Annotated in this window: 16 protein-coding genes and 1 other RNA gene; 15 read left to right on the top strand and 2 right to left on the bottom strand. The window is 59.2% G+C overall.

The annotated features are described in order from the left end of the window. Window positions 1-16: 16 nt before the first annotated feature. Together BM395_RS14690 and BM395_RS14685 are read right to left on the bottom strand one after the other, a co-directional pair. Window positions 17-388 (bottom strand): YraN family protein, encoded by a 372-nt coding sequence (locus BM395_RS14690; protein ID WP_170860605.1) that lies wholly within the window; start codon window positions 386-388, stop codon window positions 17-19. Further along, the gene (locus tag BM395_RS14685) at window positions 388-2199 is read right to left on the bottom strand and encodes a penicillin-binding protein activator (protein ID WP_090513086.1); all 1812 of its coding nucleotides are present in this window, start codon (window positions 2197-2199) and stop codon (window positions 388-390) included. The genes BM395_RS14690 and BM395_RS14685 overlap by 1 nt, the downstream gene beginning before the upstream one ends. A gap of 139 nt (window positions 2200-2338) precedes the next feature. On the opposite strand from BM395_RS14685, the gene rsmI reads away from it, so the two are divergent. From rsmI to BM395_RS14610, 15 genes are all read left to right on the top strand, one after another. Further along, the gene (gene rsmI / locus BM395_RS14680; protein ID WP_244528989.1) at window positions 2339-3196 is read left to right on the top strand and encodes a 16S rRNA (cytidine(1402)-2'-O)-methyltransferase; all 858 of its coding nucleotides are present in this window, start codon (window positions 2339-2341) and stop codon (window positions 3194-3196) included. A gap of 96 nt (window positions 3197-3292) precedes the next feature. Continuing rightward, an RNA gene (rnpB, locus tag BM395_RS14675) (RNase P RNA component class A) lies at window positions 3293-3651 on the top strand. 310 nt (window positions 3652-3961) lie between these two features. After that, window positions 3962-4417, top strand: a complete 456-nt coding sequence (gene mraZ / locus BM395_RS14670; protein ID WP_069897878.1) for a division/cell wall cluster transcriptional repressor MraZ — start codon at window positions 3962-3964, stop codon at window positions 4415-4417. 2 nt (window positions 4418-4419) lie between these two features. Beyond that, window positions 4420-5361 carry a 16S rRNA (cytosine(1402)-N(4))-methyltransferase RsmH gene (rsmH, locus tag BM395_RS14665; RefSeq protein ID WP_069897877.1) on the top strand — a complete coding sequence of 314 codons (942 nt, stop codon included), beginning with the start codon at window positions 4420-4422 and terminating at the stop codon, window positions 5359-5361. Further along, window positions 5358-5648 (top strand): cell division protein FtsL, encoded by a 291-nt coding sequence (ftsL, locus tag BM395_RS14660; RefSeq protein WP_090513083.1) that lies wholly within the window; start codon window positions 5358-5360, stop codon window positions 5646-5648. The genes rsmH and ftsL overlap by 4 nt, the downstream gene beginning before the upstream one ends. Further along, window positions 5645-7378 carry a peptidoglycan D,D-transpeptidase FtsI family protein gene (locus BM395_RS14655; RefSeq protein WP_090513081.1) on the top strand — a complete coding sequence of 578 codons (1734 nt, stop codon included), beginning with the start codon at window positions 5645-5647 and terminating at the stop codon, window positions 7376-7378. The genes ftsL and BM395_RS14655 overlap by 4 nt, the downstream gene beginning before the upstream one ends. Continuing rightward, window positions 7378-8841, top strand: coding sequence for a UDP-N-acetylmuramoyl-L-alanyl-D-glutamate--2,6-diaminopimelate ligase (locus BM395_RS14650; protein WP_090513078.1), 1464 nt, complete (start codon window positions 7378-7380; stop codon window positions 8839-8841). The genes BM395_RS14655 and BM395_RS14650 overlap by 1 nt, the downstream gene beginning before the upstream one ends. After that, window positions 8834-10213, top strand: coding sequence for a UDP-N-acetylmuramoyl-tripeptide--D-alanyl-D-alanine ligase (locus tag BM395_RS14645; RefSeq protein ID WP_090513075.1), 1380 nt, complete (start codon window positions 8834-8836; stop codon window positions 10211-10213). Before BM395_RS14650 ends, BM395_RS14645 begins: the two co-directional genes overlap by 8 nt. Further along, entirely contained in the window at window positions 10214-11296 is a 1083-nt protein-coding gene (gene mraY / locus BM395_RS14640) for a phospho-N-acetylmuramoyl-pentapeptide-transferase (protein WP_069897872.1), read from the top strand. It abuts the gene before it with no gap. A gap of 7 nt (window positions 11297-11303) precedes the next feature. Next, window positions 11304-12650: a UDP-N-acetylmuramoyl-L-alanine--D-glutamate ligase gene (gene murD, locus BM395_RS14635; RefSeq protein WP_090513073.1), complete on the top strand. Its 1347-nt coding sequence runs from the start codon at window positions 11304-11306 to the stop codon at window positions 12648-12650. After that, window positions 12650-13879: a putative lipid II flippase FtsW gene (gene ftsW / locus BM395_RS14630; RefSeq protein WP_069897870.1), complete on the top strand. Its 1230-nt coding sequence runs from the start codon at window positions 12650-12652 to the stop codon at window positions 13877-13879. The genes murD and ftsW overlap by 1 nt, the downstream gene beginning before the upstream one ends. After that, window positions 13869-14939 carry an undecaprenyldiphospho-muramoylpentapeptide beta-N-acetylglucosaminyltransferase gene (murG, locus tag BM395_RS14625; protein WP_069897869.1) on the top strand — a complete coding sequence of 357 codons (1071 nt, stop codon included), beginning with the start codon at window positions 13869-13871 and terminating at the stop codon, window positions 14937-14939. The genes ftsW and murG overlap by 11 nt, the downstream gene beginning before the upstream one ends. 28 nt (window positions 14940-14967) lie before the next feature. Beyond that, window positions 14968-16377 (top strand): UDP-N-acetylmuramate--L-alanine ligase, encoded by a 1410-nt coding sequence (murC, locus tag BM395_RS14620; protein ID WP_217694999.1) that lies wholly within the window; start codon window positions 14968-14970, stop codon window positions 16375-16377. After that, complete coding sequence (locus BM395_RS14615; protein ID WP_090513070.1) at window positions 16374-17324, top strand: D-alanine--D-alanine ligase; 951 nt, start codon at window positions 16374-16376, stop codon at window positions 17322-17324. The genes murC and BM395_RS14615 overlap by 4 nt, the downstream gene beginning before the upstream one ends. Window positions 17325-17327: 3 nt before the next feature. Beyond that, entirely contained in the window at window positions 17328-18185 is an 858-nt protein-coding gene (locus tag BM395_RS14610; protein ID WP_090513067.1) for a cell division protein FtsQ/DivIB, read from the top strand. The last annotated feature ends 18 nt before the right edge of the window (window positions 18186-18203 follow it).

Below are 18203 nucleotides of genomic sequence, written 5' to 3'. Positions count from 1 at the left end.
GTTTGTAGCGAATGGCTTACGCATCAAAGGCGTTCTTGATCCAGTTGAGTTGTGGCGGCGAATCAGGTTTATGGCTAATGGCTATGACATCAAAACGGCACGGATGTTTGCCCCAGCGTGATTCTTGTTGGAGAAAGTGGTTGGCGGCAATGCACAGTTTCTGCTGTTTGCGCCTGTCCACACTCTCGGCGGCGCCTCCCCATCCTGAGTGGCGCCGATAGCGAACTTCTACGAATACTACTGTATCTGCGTCTAGCATGACCAGATCGAGCTCGCCGCGACGGCAGCTCCAGTTCTGGGTGATGAGGCGCAAACCTTGCAGTTTGAGGAAGTCGCAAGCCAGCGCTTCGGCGTCCTTGCCGGTGCTTTGCTTGCTACTTCGATCAATCAAAGAGGCGTGTCAGGCAGGCGCTGAACCTGTCCGTCGCGGAACTCAGCCCACGGCAGCTGGCGTTGAATACGCTGCTGAGCATCCAGCGACAGGCTGCCGGTAAAGCCATCGATGCGGGTCGATGGCAGTGCTTTCAACTGGCCGAGGCGTGGTGCCAGCGAATAGGCATCAATGCCCATTGCGTAAATCCGGCCCAGGCCGCTGTTGGCTTGTGGCCATTGATTGCTGATGCGCTGGCGGGTCGGATCGCTTGAGTCGAGCAGCCACGGCGTTTCGCAGAACTGAATACCGGACAGATCCTGATACTGGGCCTGGTTGTAGACGCCAGTGTACAGGTGCGAGGTCGCATACACCGCCATGTCGCCTGCGTATTGGAAGGCCAGAGTCGGCTTAATCTGCTGCGCCTGCTGCGGAGTGGCGGCGAGGAAGATGAAGTCTACGTCCTGACGAGGCGTGGGCTGTGCATCAACCGAGGTGCCGATGGTGCTTTCTACATTTTGCGCGCGGGTTTCGCTTTCACGCAGTTTCAGCAGGCGGGCAATTTGTTGCGCCAGTTCTACCGGCTTGGACACGTGTTCGGCTGCAATCATGTTGCCGCCGCGGGCGCGCCAGTCGCTGCTGAAAGCCTCAAGAACGCGGTCGCCCCATGTGCCGCTCGGTACCAGTGCAAAGGCGCTGCGGCGGCCATCAGCCCAAGCGCGGCGTGAGGCTTCGCGTGCTTCATCCTCAGCAGACAAACCGTATTGGAACAGTTGTGGCGGGCCTTCCTTGTCGTTTTCGCTGTAGTTGAGGGCCAGTGTGGTGATGGGCAGTTGCTCGCGGTTGTTGAGCTGGGTGACCAGTTCCTTTTCCAACGGCCCGACTACCAGTTGCACGCCACTGGCCTGCGCCTGGCGGTAGAAGTCATCAATCGAGGTCAGACGAGAGCTGTCGAAAAACTGGATGTTCGGCGCGGCTTGGCCGCTTTGCTGGGCTTCGAAGTTGGCAGCCATGAAGCCATCGCGCAGTGCGCGCGATACGCTGGCCAAGCGACCTTCCATAGGCAGCAGCAAGGCGATCTCGGACAGCGGTTGGCTGGCCAGTTGCTGCAGATCCTGCAGGGATTTTGGCAGGTTTAGCGCTGCCGGGTGATTCGGGTGAGTGGCTTGCCAGTTGCTGATGGCCTGCTGCTGAGTTTCCAGCGTGCCAGCACCTTTGGTGGCGCTAGCCAGTTCCAGCCAGCCAGAGAGGTCGGCATCACCTGTAGGTTGCAGCTGCTCTTTGGGCAGGCGCGAGACCAGTGACCAGATGGCTTCATGGTTGGCGGCTGCGGTGGCGCCGGTCAGCAGTGGTGCGATAAAGACGCGCTCGCGAGCGGCGGCAAGGGTCTGGCCGTCCTGCTCCAGTGCCGTGGCACGAACCAGCTGGCTGCGCGCCTGCTGCTCGACCGGTAACTCGCCGAGACGGGCAAAGCTTGGGTTCTGCAAGGCTTTAAGTGCCGCTTTCGGGCTCTTGCGCGCCAGTGCCAGTTCCGCAGTTAAGGTGCTGGCGTAGATTTGCTGGGCAGGCTTCAAGCCTTCCATCTGCACTTGCTCGAGAATGCTGCTGGCGCGCCCGATGTCCTTCTGTTGGTAAGCCAGGTCGGCGGCGGATAAACGCAACAGATTAGCTTCCTCCGACTGGCTGTCGCCGGCCTCCTGGAGCAGCTGTTCAATGCTGGCTTGAGGGGTGCGAGGCAGTTCGCCGAGCGTGGATGAAGGGGAGCTGGCGCAAGCGGCAATCAGGCCAACGAGGCAGAGCACGATAAAGGGGCGCAGGCAGGCGATCATGTAAGCGTTCCTGATACTTGATCAAATTGAAGGGCGATTGTACCGAACCACTGGCTCAGGTGCGATGTTGGAGGTGCTAAACGGGTTACAATAGCCTCTTTTATACGATTCTTGGGGCGTTGCTGTGACAGAACCGGTTATTGCTAACTCACAGAAGGGCACGCTGTTTGTGGTCGCCACGCCCATAGGCAACCTGGAAGACATCAGTGCGCGGGCCATTCGTGTGCTTAATGAAGTCAGTTTGATCGCGGCAGAAGACACCCGCCACTCGGCGCGCCTGATGCAGCACTTTGGTATCGCGACGCCTCTGGCGGCTTGTCACGAGCACAATGAGCGTGATCAGGGCGGTCGTTTCATTTCGCGTTTGCAGGCGGGTGAGGATGTCGCGCTGATTTCCGATGCCGGCACGCCGCTGATATCTGATCCCGGTTATCACCTGGTCCGTCAGGCGCGTGCGGCGGGCTTTGCGGTGGTGCCCGTGCCGGGCGCCTGTGCGCTGATTGCGGCGTTGTCGGCGGCCGGCTTGCCGTCCGACCGATTCATCTTCGAAGGCTTTTTGCCGGCCAAGGCGGTGGGGCGTCGCGCGCGGCTTGAACAGGTAAAGGAAGAGCCGCGCACCCTGATTTTCTATGAAGCGCCGCACCGCATTCTCGAATGCCTCGAAGACATGCGTTCGGTGTTTGGCGATGAGCGCCCGGCTTTGTTGGCGCGTGAAATCACCAAGACGTTTGAAACGTTGCAGGGCATGCCGCTGGTCGACTTGCATAATTGGGTCGCCAGTGACAGCAATCAGCAGCGCGGCGAGTGTGTTGTGGTAGTGGCCGGCTGGCAGGCGCCAGAAAGTGATGCTGCGGTGAGTAGTGAAGCGCTGCGCGTGCTCGATTTGCTACTCAAGGATATGCCGCTCAAGCGAGCAGCCGCGCTGGCTGCGGAGATTACCGGCGTGCGTAAGAACCTGTTGTATCAGGTCGCGCTGGAGCGTCAGGGGCAGGCGTGATGTGTGTGGGCTTGGCGGCTTTGCAGGTTAGAATTCAGTCAGTTAGCGCGGATTATCCTTGTCCTCAAAGGCATCTGTCGCTAACCTTGGCGCCGGAGAGTCGATCGGACAGTCGCTGCCGCATTGCGCATTGCGTAATGTGGGGGAGGAAAGTCCGGGCTCCATAGGGCGGAGTGCCAGGTAATGCCTGGGAGGCGTGAGCCTACGGAAAGTGCCACAGAAAACAACCGCCTAAGCGCTTCGGCGCCGGTAAGGGTGAAAAGGTGCGGTAAGAGCGCACCGCGCGGCTGGCAACAGTCCGTGGCTAGGTAAACCCCACTCGGAGCAAGACCAAATAGGGTTCCATTGGCGTGGCCCGCGCTGGAACCGGGTAGGTTGCTAAAGGCGTGCAGTGATGTACGTCGTAGAGGAATGACTGTCCTCGACAGAACCCGGCTTACAGATCGACTCTCCACCTTTATTCCCGCTGTATCGCAAAACTACATTTCCCGCCTTTCTAATACCTAAAAAATCTTACTCTTAATAAATCACTTTAACTTTGAAGTTCATTTCGCTGTGCCTGTTCGTTTTTAACTTTTCGAATGTTGCGCAGCTCACTCCATATCCCTCCTTATTTCCGTAAATCACCGTTCTATAAGGCTTTTTCCCTCGTGGAGTGCCTTGACGGTGGGGGGGTGGCGTTCCTATAGTGTGCGCAAGTGGTAAGAAGTGGCACGAAGTGGGTTTTTTTGGGCATGGAAAGCTAATAAAAGGGGATGTGCAACCGTGTTTCGCGGAGCTAACGCCATTAATCTCGACGCCAAAGGGCGGCTCGCGATGCCAAGTCGGTATCGGGATGAGCTCGTCTCGCGTTGTTCTGGCCAGCTCATCGTAACAATCGACGCCATTGACCCTTGTTTGTGCATCTATCCGCTCGCCGAGTGGGAAATCATTGAACAGAAATTGCGCGCGTTGGCTTCCTTCCGTGAAGAGAACCGTCGCTTGCAGCGTCTGTTGATTGGTAATGCCGTTGACCTTGAACTGGATGCCAGTGGTCGTTTCCTGGTTCCGCCGCGCTTGCGCGAATACGCAAAGCTGGACAAGCGCGCGATGCTGGTTGGCCAACTCGATAAATTTCAATTGTGGGATGAAGAAACCTGGAATGGCGTGGCAGAGGCTGATTTGGCCGCTATCAAACTACCGGGTGCTTTAACCGACGATCTACGTGACTTGATCCTGTGACTATGAATAGCAACTTCAGCCATATTACCGTGTTATTGGACGAAGCCGTCGAAGGCCTCGCCGTACGCGCTGACGGCTGCTATATCGATGGCACATTCGGGCGCGGCGGGCATAGCCGCCTGATACTCCAAACGCTCGGTGCAGAGGGGCGGTTGCTAGGGTTCGACAAAGACCCACTGGCAATCGCCACGGGAAATGCACTAGCGGCCGATGACGGCCGCTTTGTCGTTGTACAACGCAGTTTTGCGGAACTTGCCGAAGAAGCTGCTGTCCGCGGGATCGACGGCAAAATCAGCGGCATTCTGCTCGACCTCGGTGTCTCTTCTCCTCAACTGGACGATGCCGAGCGCGGTTTCAGCTTCCTTAATGACGGCCCGCTGGACATGCGCATGGACCCGGATCGTGGCGTGAGCGCAGCCCAGTTCATTGCCACCGCCAGCGAAGAAGAAATCGCCCGCGTATTCAAGGAATACGGCGAAGAGCGTTTTGCCAAGCGCATGGCGCGCGCCGTTGTGCAGCGTCGTAGCGAGCAGGCATTTGAGCGCACCGCAGATTTGGCGCAAGTGCTGACCGTGGCCAATCCCGCCTGGGAAAAAGGCAAGAATCCGGCAACCCGTGCCTTCCAGGGGCTGCGTATCTACATCAATAACGAGTTGGGCGACCTTGAGCGTGGCCTGGATGCAGCGCTGGAATCCCTCGAAGTGGGCGGTCGTCTGGTGGTGATCAGCTTCCATTCGCTGGAAGACCGCATCGTCAAACAGTTCATGCGCAAGCACGCCAAGGGCGAGGCCGACAAGTTGCCGCGTGACCTGCCAATTATCCCCAAGGCATTCGAGCCACGCCTGAAACTGATTGGCAAACCAGTATTCGCCTCGGAAGCCGAACTCAAAGCCAACCCCCGTTCGCGTAGCGCCGTAATGCGCATCGCCGAGAAAGTCAGATGAGCATGCAGTCGCTGAAGACACTGCCGCGCGGCACGCTGCTGATGCTGCTGTTCATCGCCGTCATTATGTCGGCGTTGGCTGTGTCTTACTGCGCGCACTGGAATCGCCAGTTGCTCAACAACCTGTACTCCGAACTCAGCGTGCGCGACAAAGCCCAGGCTGAGTGGGGCCGCCTGATCCTTGAGCAGAGCACCTGGACGGCGCATAACCGTATCGAAACACTGGCCCACGATCAGCTTGGCATGCGTATTCCCGATGCCGGCGAAGTACGGATGGTGGCGCCATGATCAGACTCGAAGGCGCACTTTATCCGTGGCGTTTCAGGGTTGTGCTGTTCCTGTTGGCGCTGATGGTGGCTGCTATTGTCTGGCGCATCATTGATCTGCAGATTTTCGATCACGACTTCCTGCAGGCTCACGGCGATGCGCGCAGCGTGCGCCACATTCCGATCCCCGCACACCGCGGTCTGGTAACAGACCGTAATGGCGAGCCGCTGGCGGTCAGTACGCCGGTCACCACTTTGTGGGGCAATGGCAAAGAACTGCAGCAAGCCAAGGCGCAGTGGCCGGTACTGGCTAAAGCGTTGGGCCAGAATCAGGAAGATTTTGCCAAGCGCCTGCAGGCCAACGCCGAGCGTGAATTCCTTTATCTGGTGCGCGGGCTGACGCCTGAGCAGGGCCAGCGCATTCTTGACCTGAAAATCCCCGGGGTTTATTCCAGCGAGGAATTCCGCCGTTTCTATCCGGCGGGCGAAGTGACCGCGCACGTGGTCGGCTTCACCGACATTGATGATCGTGGCCGTGAAGGCATGGAATTGGCGTTTGATGATTGGCTGGCTGGTGTGCCGGGCAAGCGTCAGGTGTTGAAAGATCGTCGCGGCCGTCTGATTAAAGATGTGCAGGTCACGCAGAACGCCAAGCCGGGTAAAACCCTGGCCTTGTCGATCGACCTGCGCCTGCAATATCTGGCTCACCGCGAACTGCGCAATGCGCTGGTCGAGTTCGGCGCCAAAGCCGGCAGCCTGGTGATGGTCGACGTCAAGACAGGTGAAGTGTTGGCGATGGTTAACCAGCCGACCTACAACCCAAACAATCGCCGCACCCTGCAGCCGGCCGCCATGCGTAACCGCGCCATGACTGACCTGTTCGAACCGGGTTCGACAGTAAAGCCGTTCTCGATCAGCGCCGCGCTGGAAACTGGCCGCTGGAAGCCGACCGACACCGTTAATGTCGCGCCGGGCTGGCTGCGTATTGGCCGTTACACCATCCGCGACGTGTCGCGTAACAGCGGTGTGCTTGATCTCACCGGCATTTTGATCAAGTCGAGTAACGTCGGCGTGAGCAAGGTGGCCTTTGATATCGGCGCCGAGTCGATTTACAGCGTGATGCAGCAAGTCGGCTTTGGTCAGGATACCGGCCTCAGCTTCCCGGGCGAGCGCGTCGGCAATCTGCCCAACCATCGCAAGTGGGGCCAGGCGGAAACGGCCACATTGGCCTACGGCTACGGCCTTTCGGTAACCGCCGTGCAGTTGGCTCATGCCTACGCTGCGCTGGCGAATGACGGCCGCACCGTGCCGTTGTCGATGATTCGCGTTGATAAGACGCCAGACAGCGTACAAGTGATTCCCGAAGATGTTGCGCAGACTGTGCACGGCATGTTGCAGCAAGTGATTGAAGCGCCAGGCGGCGTTTACCGCGCACAGGTGCCTGGCTATCACGTAGCGGGCAAGAGCGGCACGGCACGTAAGGTCAGTGTCGGGACTAAAGGTTATCGCGAGAATGCCTATCGCTCGCTGTTTGCAGGTTTCGCACCGGTCAACAACCCGCGCATTGCGCTTGCCGTCGTTATCGATGAGCCAAGTCAGGGCGGTTACTACGGTGGTTTGGTTTCTGCTCCGGTGTTCAGTCGCGTCATGGCAGGCGGTTTGCGCCTGATGAACGTGACTCCGGATAACTTGCCAAAGGACGAAGCTGTGCAGACCGTAGATGCTGCGTCGACTAAAGGAGGGCGCGGCTAATGCCAATGCCACTTAGCCAACTCATTCCTAAAGCGCAGTCGAGCACCTTGATTCGCGAATTGACTCTGGACAGCCGCAAAGTGCGTCCGGGCGACTTGTTTCTGGCAGTGCCGGGGCTGGCTCAGGATGGGCGCGAGCACATTGCCGACGCATTGGAGCGCGGCGCTGCTGCTGTTGCTTATGAAGCCGAAGGCGCATTCGACATGAGCGTCGATAATGCCGAACTGGTTGCGATCAAAGGCCTGGCTGGCCAACTGTCGGCTATCGCCGGTCGTTTCTACGGTGAGCCGAGCCGCGCCCTGCATATGGTTGGCATCACTGGCACCAATGGCAAAACCAGCGTCAGCCAGTTGCTGGCGCAGGCATTGGACATGCTCGGCGAGCCGTGCGGCATCGTTGGCACGCTGGGCAATGGTTTCTACAACGCGCTGACTCAGGGCAAGCACACCACGCCGGACCCGATTGGGGTGCAGGCCGTGCTGGCCGATCTGAAAAAATCCCATGCTCGCGCTGTGGCGATGGAAGTCTCGTCCCATGGTCTGGATCAGGGCCGGGTGGCGGCGCTGGCATTTGATGTTGCCGTGCTGACCAATCTTTCCCGCGATCACCTCGATTATCACGGTTCGATGGAGGCCTACGCGGCCGCCAAAGCCAAGCTGTTCGCGTGGCCGGGCCTGCGTTGCCGCGTACTTAATCTGGATGACAGCTTCGGTCAGCAACTGGCGCAAGAGCAGCACGACTCGCGTCTGATCACTTACAGCCTGATCGACAGCAGTGCTTACCTGTTCTGCAACGCGCTGCAGTTTGATGATCACGGCGTTCGCGCCAAGCTGGTAACCCCGCGTGGTGAAGGCATTCTGCGCAGCACCTTGCTGGGCCGCTTCAACCTGAGCAACCTGCTGGCCGTGGTTGGCGCTCTGCTGGCGCTGGATTACGCGCTGGATGAAATTCTCAAGGTGCTGCCAAATCTGCAAGGCCCGGTTGGCCGCATGCAGCGTTTGGGCGGCGGCGAGAAGCCATTGGTTGTGGTCGATTACGCCCACACTCCGGACGCGCTGGAAAAAGTCCTTGAAGCACTGCGCCCACATGTTCAGGGGCGTCTGACCTGCGTGTTTGGCTGCGGTGGTGACCGCGACCGCGGTAAGCGTCCGCTGATGGCCGAAGTGGTCGAGCGTCTGGCCGATGCTGTGATAGTTACCGATGACAACCCGCGCAGCGAAGCGCCCGAGCAGATCTTTGCTGATATCCGTCAGGGCTTTGTTGCGCCCGACGCTGTCGAGTTCGTCGCCGGACGCAGTCTGGCCATCGCCAAGGTCGTTGCGGCGGCGCAGGCCAGCGATATCGTCGTACTGGCCGGCAAGGGGCACGAGGATTATCAGGAAATCAACGGCGTGCGTCAGCCGTTCTCCGATCTGGTCGAAGCGGCTAATGCACTCACAGCTTGGGAGAATGCTCATGCTTAAGGCACTGCGTTTTTCTGAGTTGTTGAGCGCACTTGATGCGCAGCTTATCGGTGCAGACGGCGAGTTCGATGCAGTCAATACCGATAGCCGCAGCATCAAGCCGGGTCAGTTGTTTATTGCCCTGACCGGTCCGCGCTTCGATGGTCATGATTATTTGAATGAAGTCGCTGGCAAGGGCGCTGTCGCTGCTCTGGTCGAACGCCACATTGCCGATTCAACCTTGCCGCAGCTCATCGTCAAAGATTGCCGCATGGCACTAGGTCAGCTGGCCGCGATGAACCGCAAAGCCTACCGTGGCCCACTGGCTGCGGTTACCGGCTCAAGCGGCAAAACCACAGTTAAAGAGATGCTGGCTAGCATCATGCGTGAAGCCAATGCAGGGGAGGCCTCGGCCGTTCTGGCGACGCGCGGCAACCTGAACAATGATTTGGGCGCACCGCTGACCTTGCTCGAGTTGAGCCCCGAGCATAAAGCAGCGGTAATCGAGCTGGGCGCATCGCGCGTTGGCGAAATTGCCTACACCGTTAGCCTGGCCAAGCCGCAGGTGGCGATGATCACCAACGCCGGTACTGCACATGTTGGCGAGTTTGGCGGCCCGGAAAAAATCGTAGAAGCCAAGGGCGAAATCATCGCCAGCCTGAGCGAGCACCACATTGCGGTGCTGAACAAGGACGACGCGGCGTTTGCCATCTGGAGCGAGCGCGCCAAGCCCGCGTCTGTTCTGAGTTTCGCCAAGGTCGACAGCAGCGCCGATTTTCACGCCAGCGATTGCGGTCGTGACCCGCGTGGTTGCGCCAACTTCACCCTCAATTGCAGTGAAGGCATGGCGCGCATTCAGCTCAACTTGCTGGGCGAACACAACATCAGCAATGCGCTGGCTGCTGCGGCCGCGGCACATGCGCTGAGCGTACCGCTCATCGATATCAAGGCCGGGCTCGAAGCGCTGCAACCGGTGAAAGGCCGTGCAGTAGCGCAGTTGGCGCCCAATGGCATGCGCGTAATCGATGACACCTACAACGCAAATCCCGCGTCGATTTGCGCGGCGATTGATATACTCGCCGGCTTTTCCGGCCGCACTGTTCTGGTGCTCGGAGATATGGGCGAATTGGGGGAATGGGCTGAGCAAAGTCACCGTGCTGTTGGCGAGTATGCCAAGGGCAAAGTTGATGCGCTGTATGCCGTCGGACCGCTCATGAGTTTTGCTGTAGAAGAATTCGCAACAAATGGCCGGCATTTCGCCGATCAAGCCAGCCTGATCGAAGCGCTTCGCCTCGAATCGGGTGACACCACTTTACTTATTAAAGGTTCACGCAGCGCCGCGATGGAGAAAATCGTCGCGGCTCTTTGTGGCACGTCTGGGGAGATTCACTAAATGCTGCTGCTGCTGGCCGAGTACCTGCAACAGTTCCACACTGGTTTCGCTGTATTCCAGTACCTGACACTGCGCGGAATTCTCGGTGTGCTCACTGCACTGGTTATCGCGCTGTGCCTCGGCCCGTGGATGATCCGTACCTTGCAAACCCGTCAGATCGGCCAATCGGTCCGTAATGACGGTCCGCAGTCGCACCTGTCGAAGAAAGGCACGCCGACCATGGGTGGCGCGCTGATCCTCTCTGCCATTACCGTCAGCACGCTGCTGTGGGCAGATCTGAGCAACCGTTATGTCTGGGTGGTTCTGGCTGTAACCCTGCTGTTCGGCGCTGTGGGCTGGGTGGATGACTACCGCAAGGTGATCGAGAAGAACTCGCGCGGCCTGCCGAGCCGCTGGAAGTATTTCTGGCAGTCGGTATTTGGCTTAAGCGCTGCCGTGTTCCTTTATATGACAGCGCAAACACCGGTTGAAACCACGCTGATCCTGCCGCTGCTGAAAGATGTCAGCATTCCGCTGGGCGCAGGCTTCGTCGTACTGACCTATCTGGTAATCGTGGGCTCAAGCAACGCGGTCAACCTGACTGACGGCCTTGATGGTCTGGCCATTCTCCCAACCGTGATGGTTGGCGGTGCGCTGGGAATCTTCTGCTACCTGTCGGGCAACGTGAAATTCGCTGATTACCTGCTGATTCCTTACGTGCCAGGCGCGGGCGAGCTGATCGTGTTTTGCTCGGCGCTGGTGGGTGCCGGTCTCGGTTTCCTCTGGTTCAACACCTATCCGGCTCAGGTCTTCATGGGTGACGTTGGCGCGCTGGCGCTGGGCGCTGCACTGGGCACCATCGCCGTCATCGTGCGCCAGGAAGTGGTGCTGTTCATCATGGGCGGCGTGTTCGTGATGGAAACCCTGTCGGTCATCATTCAGGTCGCTTCATTCAAGCTGACCGGCAAGCGCGTGTTCCGCATGGCGCCGATCCATCACCACTTCGAATTGAAGGGCTGGCCGGAGCCGCGGGTAATTGTACGTTTCTGGATCATCACCGTGATTTTGGTGTTGATCGGTCTTTCCACTTTGAAATTGCGTTGAGGACACGATGAGCCTGATCGCTACAGACAACTTCCGCATTATTGTCGGCCTCGGCAAAAGTGGCATGTCGCTGGTGCGCTTCCTCGCGCGTCAGGGTGCCCGCTTTGCCGTGGCAGACACACGTGCGAATCCTCCGGAGCTGGCCACCTTGCGTGAACAGTTCCCAGAGGTCGAAGTGCGCTGTGGCGAGCTGGATGTCGAGTTCCTCTGCCGCGCCAGCGAGTTGCTGGTGAGCCCGGGCCTGGCTATTGCCACGCCGCAGTTGCAGGAGGCGGCCAGGCGCGGGGTCAAGATGTCGGGCGATATCGACTTGTTTGCCCGTCACGCCAAAGCACCGATTGTGGCGATCACCGGTTCCAACGCAAAAAGCACCGTGACTACGCTGGTTGCCGAAATGGCCGCAGCAGCGGGCAAGAAGGTCGCCGCAGGCGGTAACCTGGGCACACCAGCGCTGGATCTGTTGTCCGATGATGTTGAGCTTTATGTGCTTGAGCTGTCGAGCTTCCAGCTGGAAACCACCGAGCAGCTGAACGCCGAAGTGGCGACGTGCCTGAACATCAGCGAAGACCACATGGATCGCTATGCTGATCTGCCGGCTTATCATCTGGCCAAGCACCGCATTTTCCGTGGCGCACGTCAGGTTGTGGTGAATCGCGACGATCCGTTGTCGCGGCCGCTGATTGCCGATCAGGTGCCTTGCTGGAGCTACGGCTTGGGTAAGCCGGACTTCCAGCGTTTCGGTCTGATCGACGAAAACGGCGAGAAATGCCTCGGCTTCAAATTCGATGCCTTGATGCCGGTTAGCGAGCTGAAAATTCGCGGCGCGCATAACCAGTCGAATGCCTTGGCCGCTTTAGCGCTGGGCCATGCAGTCGGCCTGCCGATGGCGGCCATGCTGGAAACGCTCAAGCAGTTCACCGGCCTTGCCCATCGTTGTCAGTGGGTTCGCGAGCTGCGCGGTGTGAATTATTACGATGACTCCAAAGCCACTAATGTTGGCGCTGCACTGGCTGCTATCGAAGGCTTGGGTGCGGATATCAGCGGCAAGCTGGTGTTGATCGCCGGTGGCGATGGCAAGGGCGCAGACTTCTCGGCGTTGGCCAAGCCAGTGGCACGTTTCTGCCGCGCGGTTGTTTTGCTGGGTCGCGATGCGCCGTTGCTGGCCGCAACGCTGGCTGACAGCGCACCGCTGGTGCATGTGAGCACGCTGCAAGAAGCGGTTGCCCGTTGCGCCGAGTTGGCCGAGGCGGGTGATGCCGTGTTGCTGTCGCCGGCATGCGCGAGCTTGGACATGTTCAAGAACTTCGAAGAGCGCGGTCGCCTCTTTGCACAAGCGGCGGAGGCGTTGAACTGATGTTCGAATTCCTGCGCCCTTATCCGTCACCGCTGTTCGGCCCACGCGGCATGAGCATGGACTTCCCGCTGCTGGCAGGTTGCCTGGCACTGCTGGGGATTGGTCTGGTGATGATCGCCTCGGCGTCTACCGAAGTGGCTGCGGTGAATACCGGCAGCCCGCTGTATTACATGATCCGCCACCTGATCTATCTGCTGATTGGTCTGGGTGCGGCCGGCATTGTGTTGATGATTCCGATTGCGACATGGCAGCGTTACGGCTGGATGCTGCTGCTCGTGGCATTTGCCCTGTTGCTGATGGTGCTGATTCCGGGGGTTGGCCGTGAGGTAAACGGCTCTATGCGCTGGATCGGCTTCGGGGCATTCAACGTGCAGCCTTCAGAAATCGCCAAAGTCTTTGTGGTGTTGTTCCTGGCCGGTTATCTGGTTCGTCGCCAGGAGCAGGTCCGCGAAAGCTGGGCCGGTTTCATCAAACCTTTCGCCGTGCTGATGCCGATGGCGCTGTTGTTGCTGCTTGAACCTGACTTCGGTGCAACGGTGGTGATGTTCGGTGCCGCGGCTGCCATGTTGTTCCTTGGTGGTGTTGGCCTGTTCCGCTTCGGGGTCATGGTGTTGCTCGCTGTGGGCGCTGTGGTCTGGCTGGTACAAGACCCGTATCGCTGGGCGCGTATGACCAACTTCGCCGACCCGTGGGCGGATCAGTTCGGTGCTGGCTACCAGTTGAGTCAGGCCCTGATCGCATTTGGTCGTGGCGAGTGGATTGGCGTTGGCCTCGGCAACAGTATTCAGAAGCAGTTCTACCTGCCAGAAGCGCACACCGACTTCGTGTTCTCGGTACTCGCTGAAGAGCTCGGCATGGTTGGCGCACTGACCACCGTGGCGCTGTTTGTGTTCGTCAGCGTCCGCGCCTTGTATATCGGTTTGTGGGCCGAGAAGGCCAAGCAGTTCTTCGCCGCCTACGTGGCCTACGGTCTGGCATTTCTGTGGATCGGCCAGATCCTGATCAACATCGGCGTAAACGTCGGCCTGCTGCCAACCAAAGGTCTTACCCTGCCGTTCCTCAGTTACGGCGGCAGCTCGCTGGTTATTTGCTGCGTCAGTCTGGCGCTGCTGCTGCGCATCGAGTGGGAGCGTCGGACCTCGCTCGGCAGTGAAGATGTCGATTTCACCGAGTCGGATTTTGCCGATCTGGCGACTGCACCTGTAAAGGAGGTCGCTCGTGGCCGGTAATGTTCTGATAATGGCAGGCGGTACTGGCGGGCACGTGTTCCCGGCGCTGGCCTGTGCAAGCGAATTCAAGGCGCGCGGATACAGCGTGCATTGGCTGGGCACTCCGCGTGGCATCGAAAACGAACTGGTGCCGGCTGCCGGTTTGCCGCTGCACCTGATCGATGTCAGTGGTTTGCGTGGCAAGGGCAAGCTGTCGCTGCTCAAGGCCCCGTTCCAACTGCTCAAGGCGCTGTATCAAGCGCGCAAAGTCATGCGCCAGTTGCAGCCAGTCTGCGTGCTCGGCATGGGCGGTTATGTGACCGGTCCAGGCGGCTTGGCGGCACGCCTGTGCGGCGCACCTTTGATCATTCATGAGCAAAACGCAGTGGCCGGTACGGCTAACCGCAGCCTGGCGCCATTCGCCGCTCGCGTGTGTGAAGCCTTCCCGAACACCTTCAGCGCATCCGACAAGCGCCGTACCACCGGCAACCCGGTGCGTGAAGAACTGTTCCTGGAAACCCCGCGTCAACCGCTTGCCAATCGCAAGCCGCGTTTGCTGGTCTTGGGCGGCAGTCTGGGCGCTGAACCACTGAATAAATTGCTGCCAGAAGCGCTGTCGTTGATTGACCCTGAAGTGCGCCCCGAGGTGTTTCATCAGGCGGGCAAGCAACACAGTGAAATTACTGGCGAACGATATCGCAATGTAGGCGTCGAAGCGCAAGTCGCCCCATTTATCAAGGACATGGCGCAGGCCTATGGTTGGGCAGACATGGTTATTTGTCGTGCAGGTGCGCTAACGGTCAGTGAATTGGCGGCAGCGGGTTTGCCAGCATTCTTGCTGCCATTGCCCCATGCGATTGACGACCACCAGACACGCAACGCCGAATTTCTCGCGAACGAGGGTGCCGCCGTGCTCCTCCCGCAACGCTCCACTGACGCGGCAATGCTGGCCGCGCAGCTGAACGAGGTTTTGATGCAGCCACAAAAACTAACAACCATGGCCACTACTGCCCGTAGCCTGGCCAAACCTGACGCCACACGCAGCGTCGTTGAGATTTGCCTGGAGGTGGCCCGTGGTTGAGTCGCAGAAAGCCGCACCGCAACCCGAAATGCGCCGTATCCGTAATATCCACTTCGTCGGTATCGGCGGCGCGGGCATGTGCGGCATCGCTGAAGTCCTACTGAACCTTGGCTATCAGGTCTCTGGCTCCGACCTCAAGGCATCGGCCGTGACTGATCGTCTGGAAAAGTTCGGCGCGAAAATCTTTATCGGTCACCAGGCTGATAACTCGGCCCATGCCGATGTGCTGGTGGTTTCGAGCGCAGTCAATACTGCCAACCCGGAAGTCGCCAGTGCACTGGAGCGTCGCGTCCCGGTAGTGCCGCGTGCCGAGATGCTCGCCGAGCTGATGCGCTACCGCCACGGTGTCGCCGTTGCCGGTACGCACGGCAAAACCACGACCACCAGTCTGCTGGCATCGGTATTTGCTGCCGGCGGCCTTGATCCGACATTTGTCATCGGTGGCCGCCTGAATGCCGCGGGCACCAATGCCCAGCTTGGCACCAGCCGTTACCTGATTGCCGAAGCTGACGAAAGTGATGCCAGCTTCCTGCACCTGCAGCCAATGGTTGCCGTGGTCACCAACATCGACATGGACCACATGAGCACCTATGAAGGTGACTTCAACAAGTTGAAGAAAACCTTCATCGAATTCCTGCACAACCTGCCGTTCTACGGGCTGGCCGTGATGTGTGTGGATGATCCGGTGGTCTGCGAAATTCTGCCGCACGTGGCGCGCCCGACCGTGACCTACGGTTTTGCCGAAGGTGCCGACGTGCGTGCGATCAATGTTCGTCAGGAAGGCATGCGCACCTTCTTCACCGTATTGCGCCCGGATCGCGAGCCGCTGGATGTGTCGGTGAATATGCCGGGCAACCACAACGTGCTCAACTCGCTGGCCACAATCGCCATCGCTACCGATGAAGGCATTTCTGATGAAGCCATCGTTCAGGGCCTTTCCGGCTTCCAGGGCGTGGGTCGTCGTTTCCAGGTGTATGGCGAGCTGCCGGTTGAAGGCGGCGAAGTGATGCTGGTTGATGACTACGGCCATCACCCGCGCGAAGTGGCTGCGGTAATCAAGGCTGTTCGCGGTGGCTGGCCGGATCGTCGTCTGGTCATGGTTTACCAGCCGCACCGTTTCAGCCGTACCCGCGATCTGTATGACGATTTCGTTCAGGTTCTCGGCGAGACCAACGTATTGCTGTTGATGGAAGTTTATCCGGCAGGCGAGGAGCCGATCCCGGGCGCCGACAGCCGTCAGCTGTGCCACAGCATCCGTCAGCGCGGTCAGTTGGACCCTATTTATATCGAGCGTGGCGTCGATCTGGCGCCACTGATCAAGCCGCTACTGCGTGCCGGCGACATCCTGCTGTGTCAGGGCGCGGGCGACATCGGCGGTTTGGCTCCACAACTGTTGCAGAGCCCGCAGTTTGCAGTGGCTTCAGGTAAAGCTAAATGAGTACTGAAAAATTGAAATCTCAGCTGCCGGTCAGCGCTTTTGGTCGCGTCGCCGTTCTGTTCGGCGGCAAAAGCGCCGAGCGTGAGGTGTCCCTGAAGTCGGGCGCTGCGGTACTGAGTGCGTTGCAGGCTGCTGGTGTTGATGCGTTTGGCATCGATGTTGGCGACGACCTGTTGCAGCGCTTGCTTAGCGAGAAAATCGACCGCGCGTTCATCGTGCTGCACGGTCGTGGCGGCGAAGACGGCAGCATGCAGGGCTTGCTCGAATGCGCAGGCATTCCTTTCACCGGCAGCGGCATTCTGGCCTCGGCACTGGCGATGGACAAACTGCGCACCAAGCAGGTTTGGCAGAGCCTGGGCTTGCCGACGCCGCGCCACGCTGCACTGTCGAGCATTGAAGATTGCCAGCAGGCTGGCGCGGAGCTGGGCTTCCCGCTGATCGTCAAACCGGCTCATGAAGGCTCGAGCATCGGCATGGCCAAGGTGGCCAACGTTGAGGAGCTGATCGGTGCGTGGCAAACCGCCAGCCAGTTCGACAGCCAGGTGTTGGTTGAACAGTGGATTCAGGGGCCGGAATACACCATCGCAACGCTGCGTGGTCAGGTCTTGCCAGTGATTGGTCTGGGCACTCCGCACAGCTTTTACGACTACGACGCCAAGTACCTGGCCAATGATACCCAGTACCGGATTCCGTGCGGCCTCGACGCTGACAAGGAAGCCGAACTGCAGCAGCTCACCGAGCGCGCTTGCGAAGCGGTAGGCATTCAGGGCTGGGCGCGGGTTGACGTGATGCAGGATGCGCAGGGCGCATTCTGGTTGCTCGAAGTAAATACCGTGCCAGGCATGACCGATCACAGCCTGGTGCCAATGGCGGCCAAAGCGGCCGGTCTGGATTTTCAACAACTGGTGTTGGCGATTCTCGCCGACAGTATTGAGGCTCGGGGTTAAGTCATGAACGCCATCCTTCGTCATCAGCCAGGCACCAATGGCGCACCTTTGCGTGCCAAGCCTGCGCAGCGCGGCGCCAGCCGTTTGGTGGCCAAGGAGCCGTTGAGCAAGCGCTTGCCGAAACCGAGCTTCAAGTTTCTCAAGAGCGTGACCTGGCCGTTGCTGCTGTTGGCGCTGGGGATTGGCGCGTATGAAGCCTCGCTGCGTTTGCTGCCGTATGCCGATCAGCCGATTTTGAAAATCAGTGTTGATGGCGACTTGAGCTACATCAGCCAGCAGTCGGTGCAGGAGCGCATCGCCCCGTTTGTTTCGGCGAGCTTCTTCAGCGTGGATCTGGTCGGTATGCGTCACGAACTTGAAAGCATGCCGTGGATCGCCAGCGCACAAGTGCGTCGCGTATGGCCAGACCAGGTACAGATCAAGCTCGAAGAACAACTGCCAATCGCTCGCTGGGGCGATGCCGCGCTGTTGAACAATCAGGGCCAGTCGTTTGCCCCGCAGGAGCTGGCGAATTATCAGCACCTGCCGCAGCTTTACGGTCCGCAGCGGGCGCAGCAAAAAGTGATGCAGCAGTATCAAGTGCTCAGCCAGATGTTGCGCCCCATTGGCTTTACCGTCGCGCGCCTTGAACTGCGTGATCGTGGCAGCTGGTTTTTAACCACGGGTCAGGGCATCGAGATGCTGCTGGGCCGCGATCATCTGATCGACAAGATTCGCCGCTTCATGACCATTTATGACAAGAAGCTGAGTGACCAAATAGAGAATATTGCGCGGATCGATCTGCGTTACTCCAACGGCCTGGCCGTTGCGTGGCGTGAACCGGCCGTGATCACGGCAGCTAACACTGCTGTCGTGCAGTGAATCAGGAGAAGGCAAGAC

The organism is Pseudomonas marincola (assembly GCF_900116605.1).
Taxonomy (GTDB): Bacteria; Pseudomonadota; Gammaproteobacteria; order Pseudomonadales; family Pseudomonadaceae; genus Aquipseudomonas; species Aquipseudomonas marincola.
This window is presented reverse-complemented; position numbering and strand designations above follow the sequence as displayed.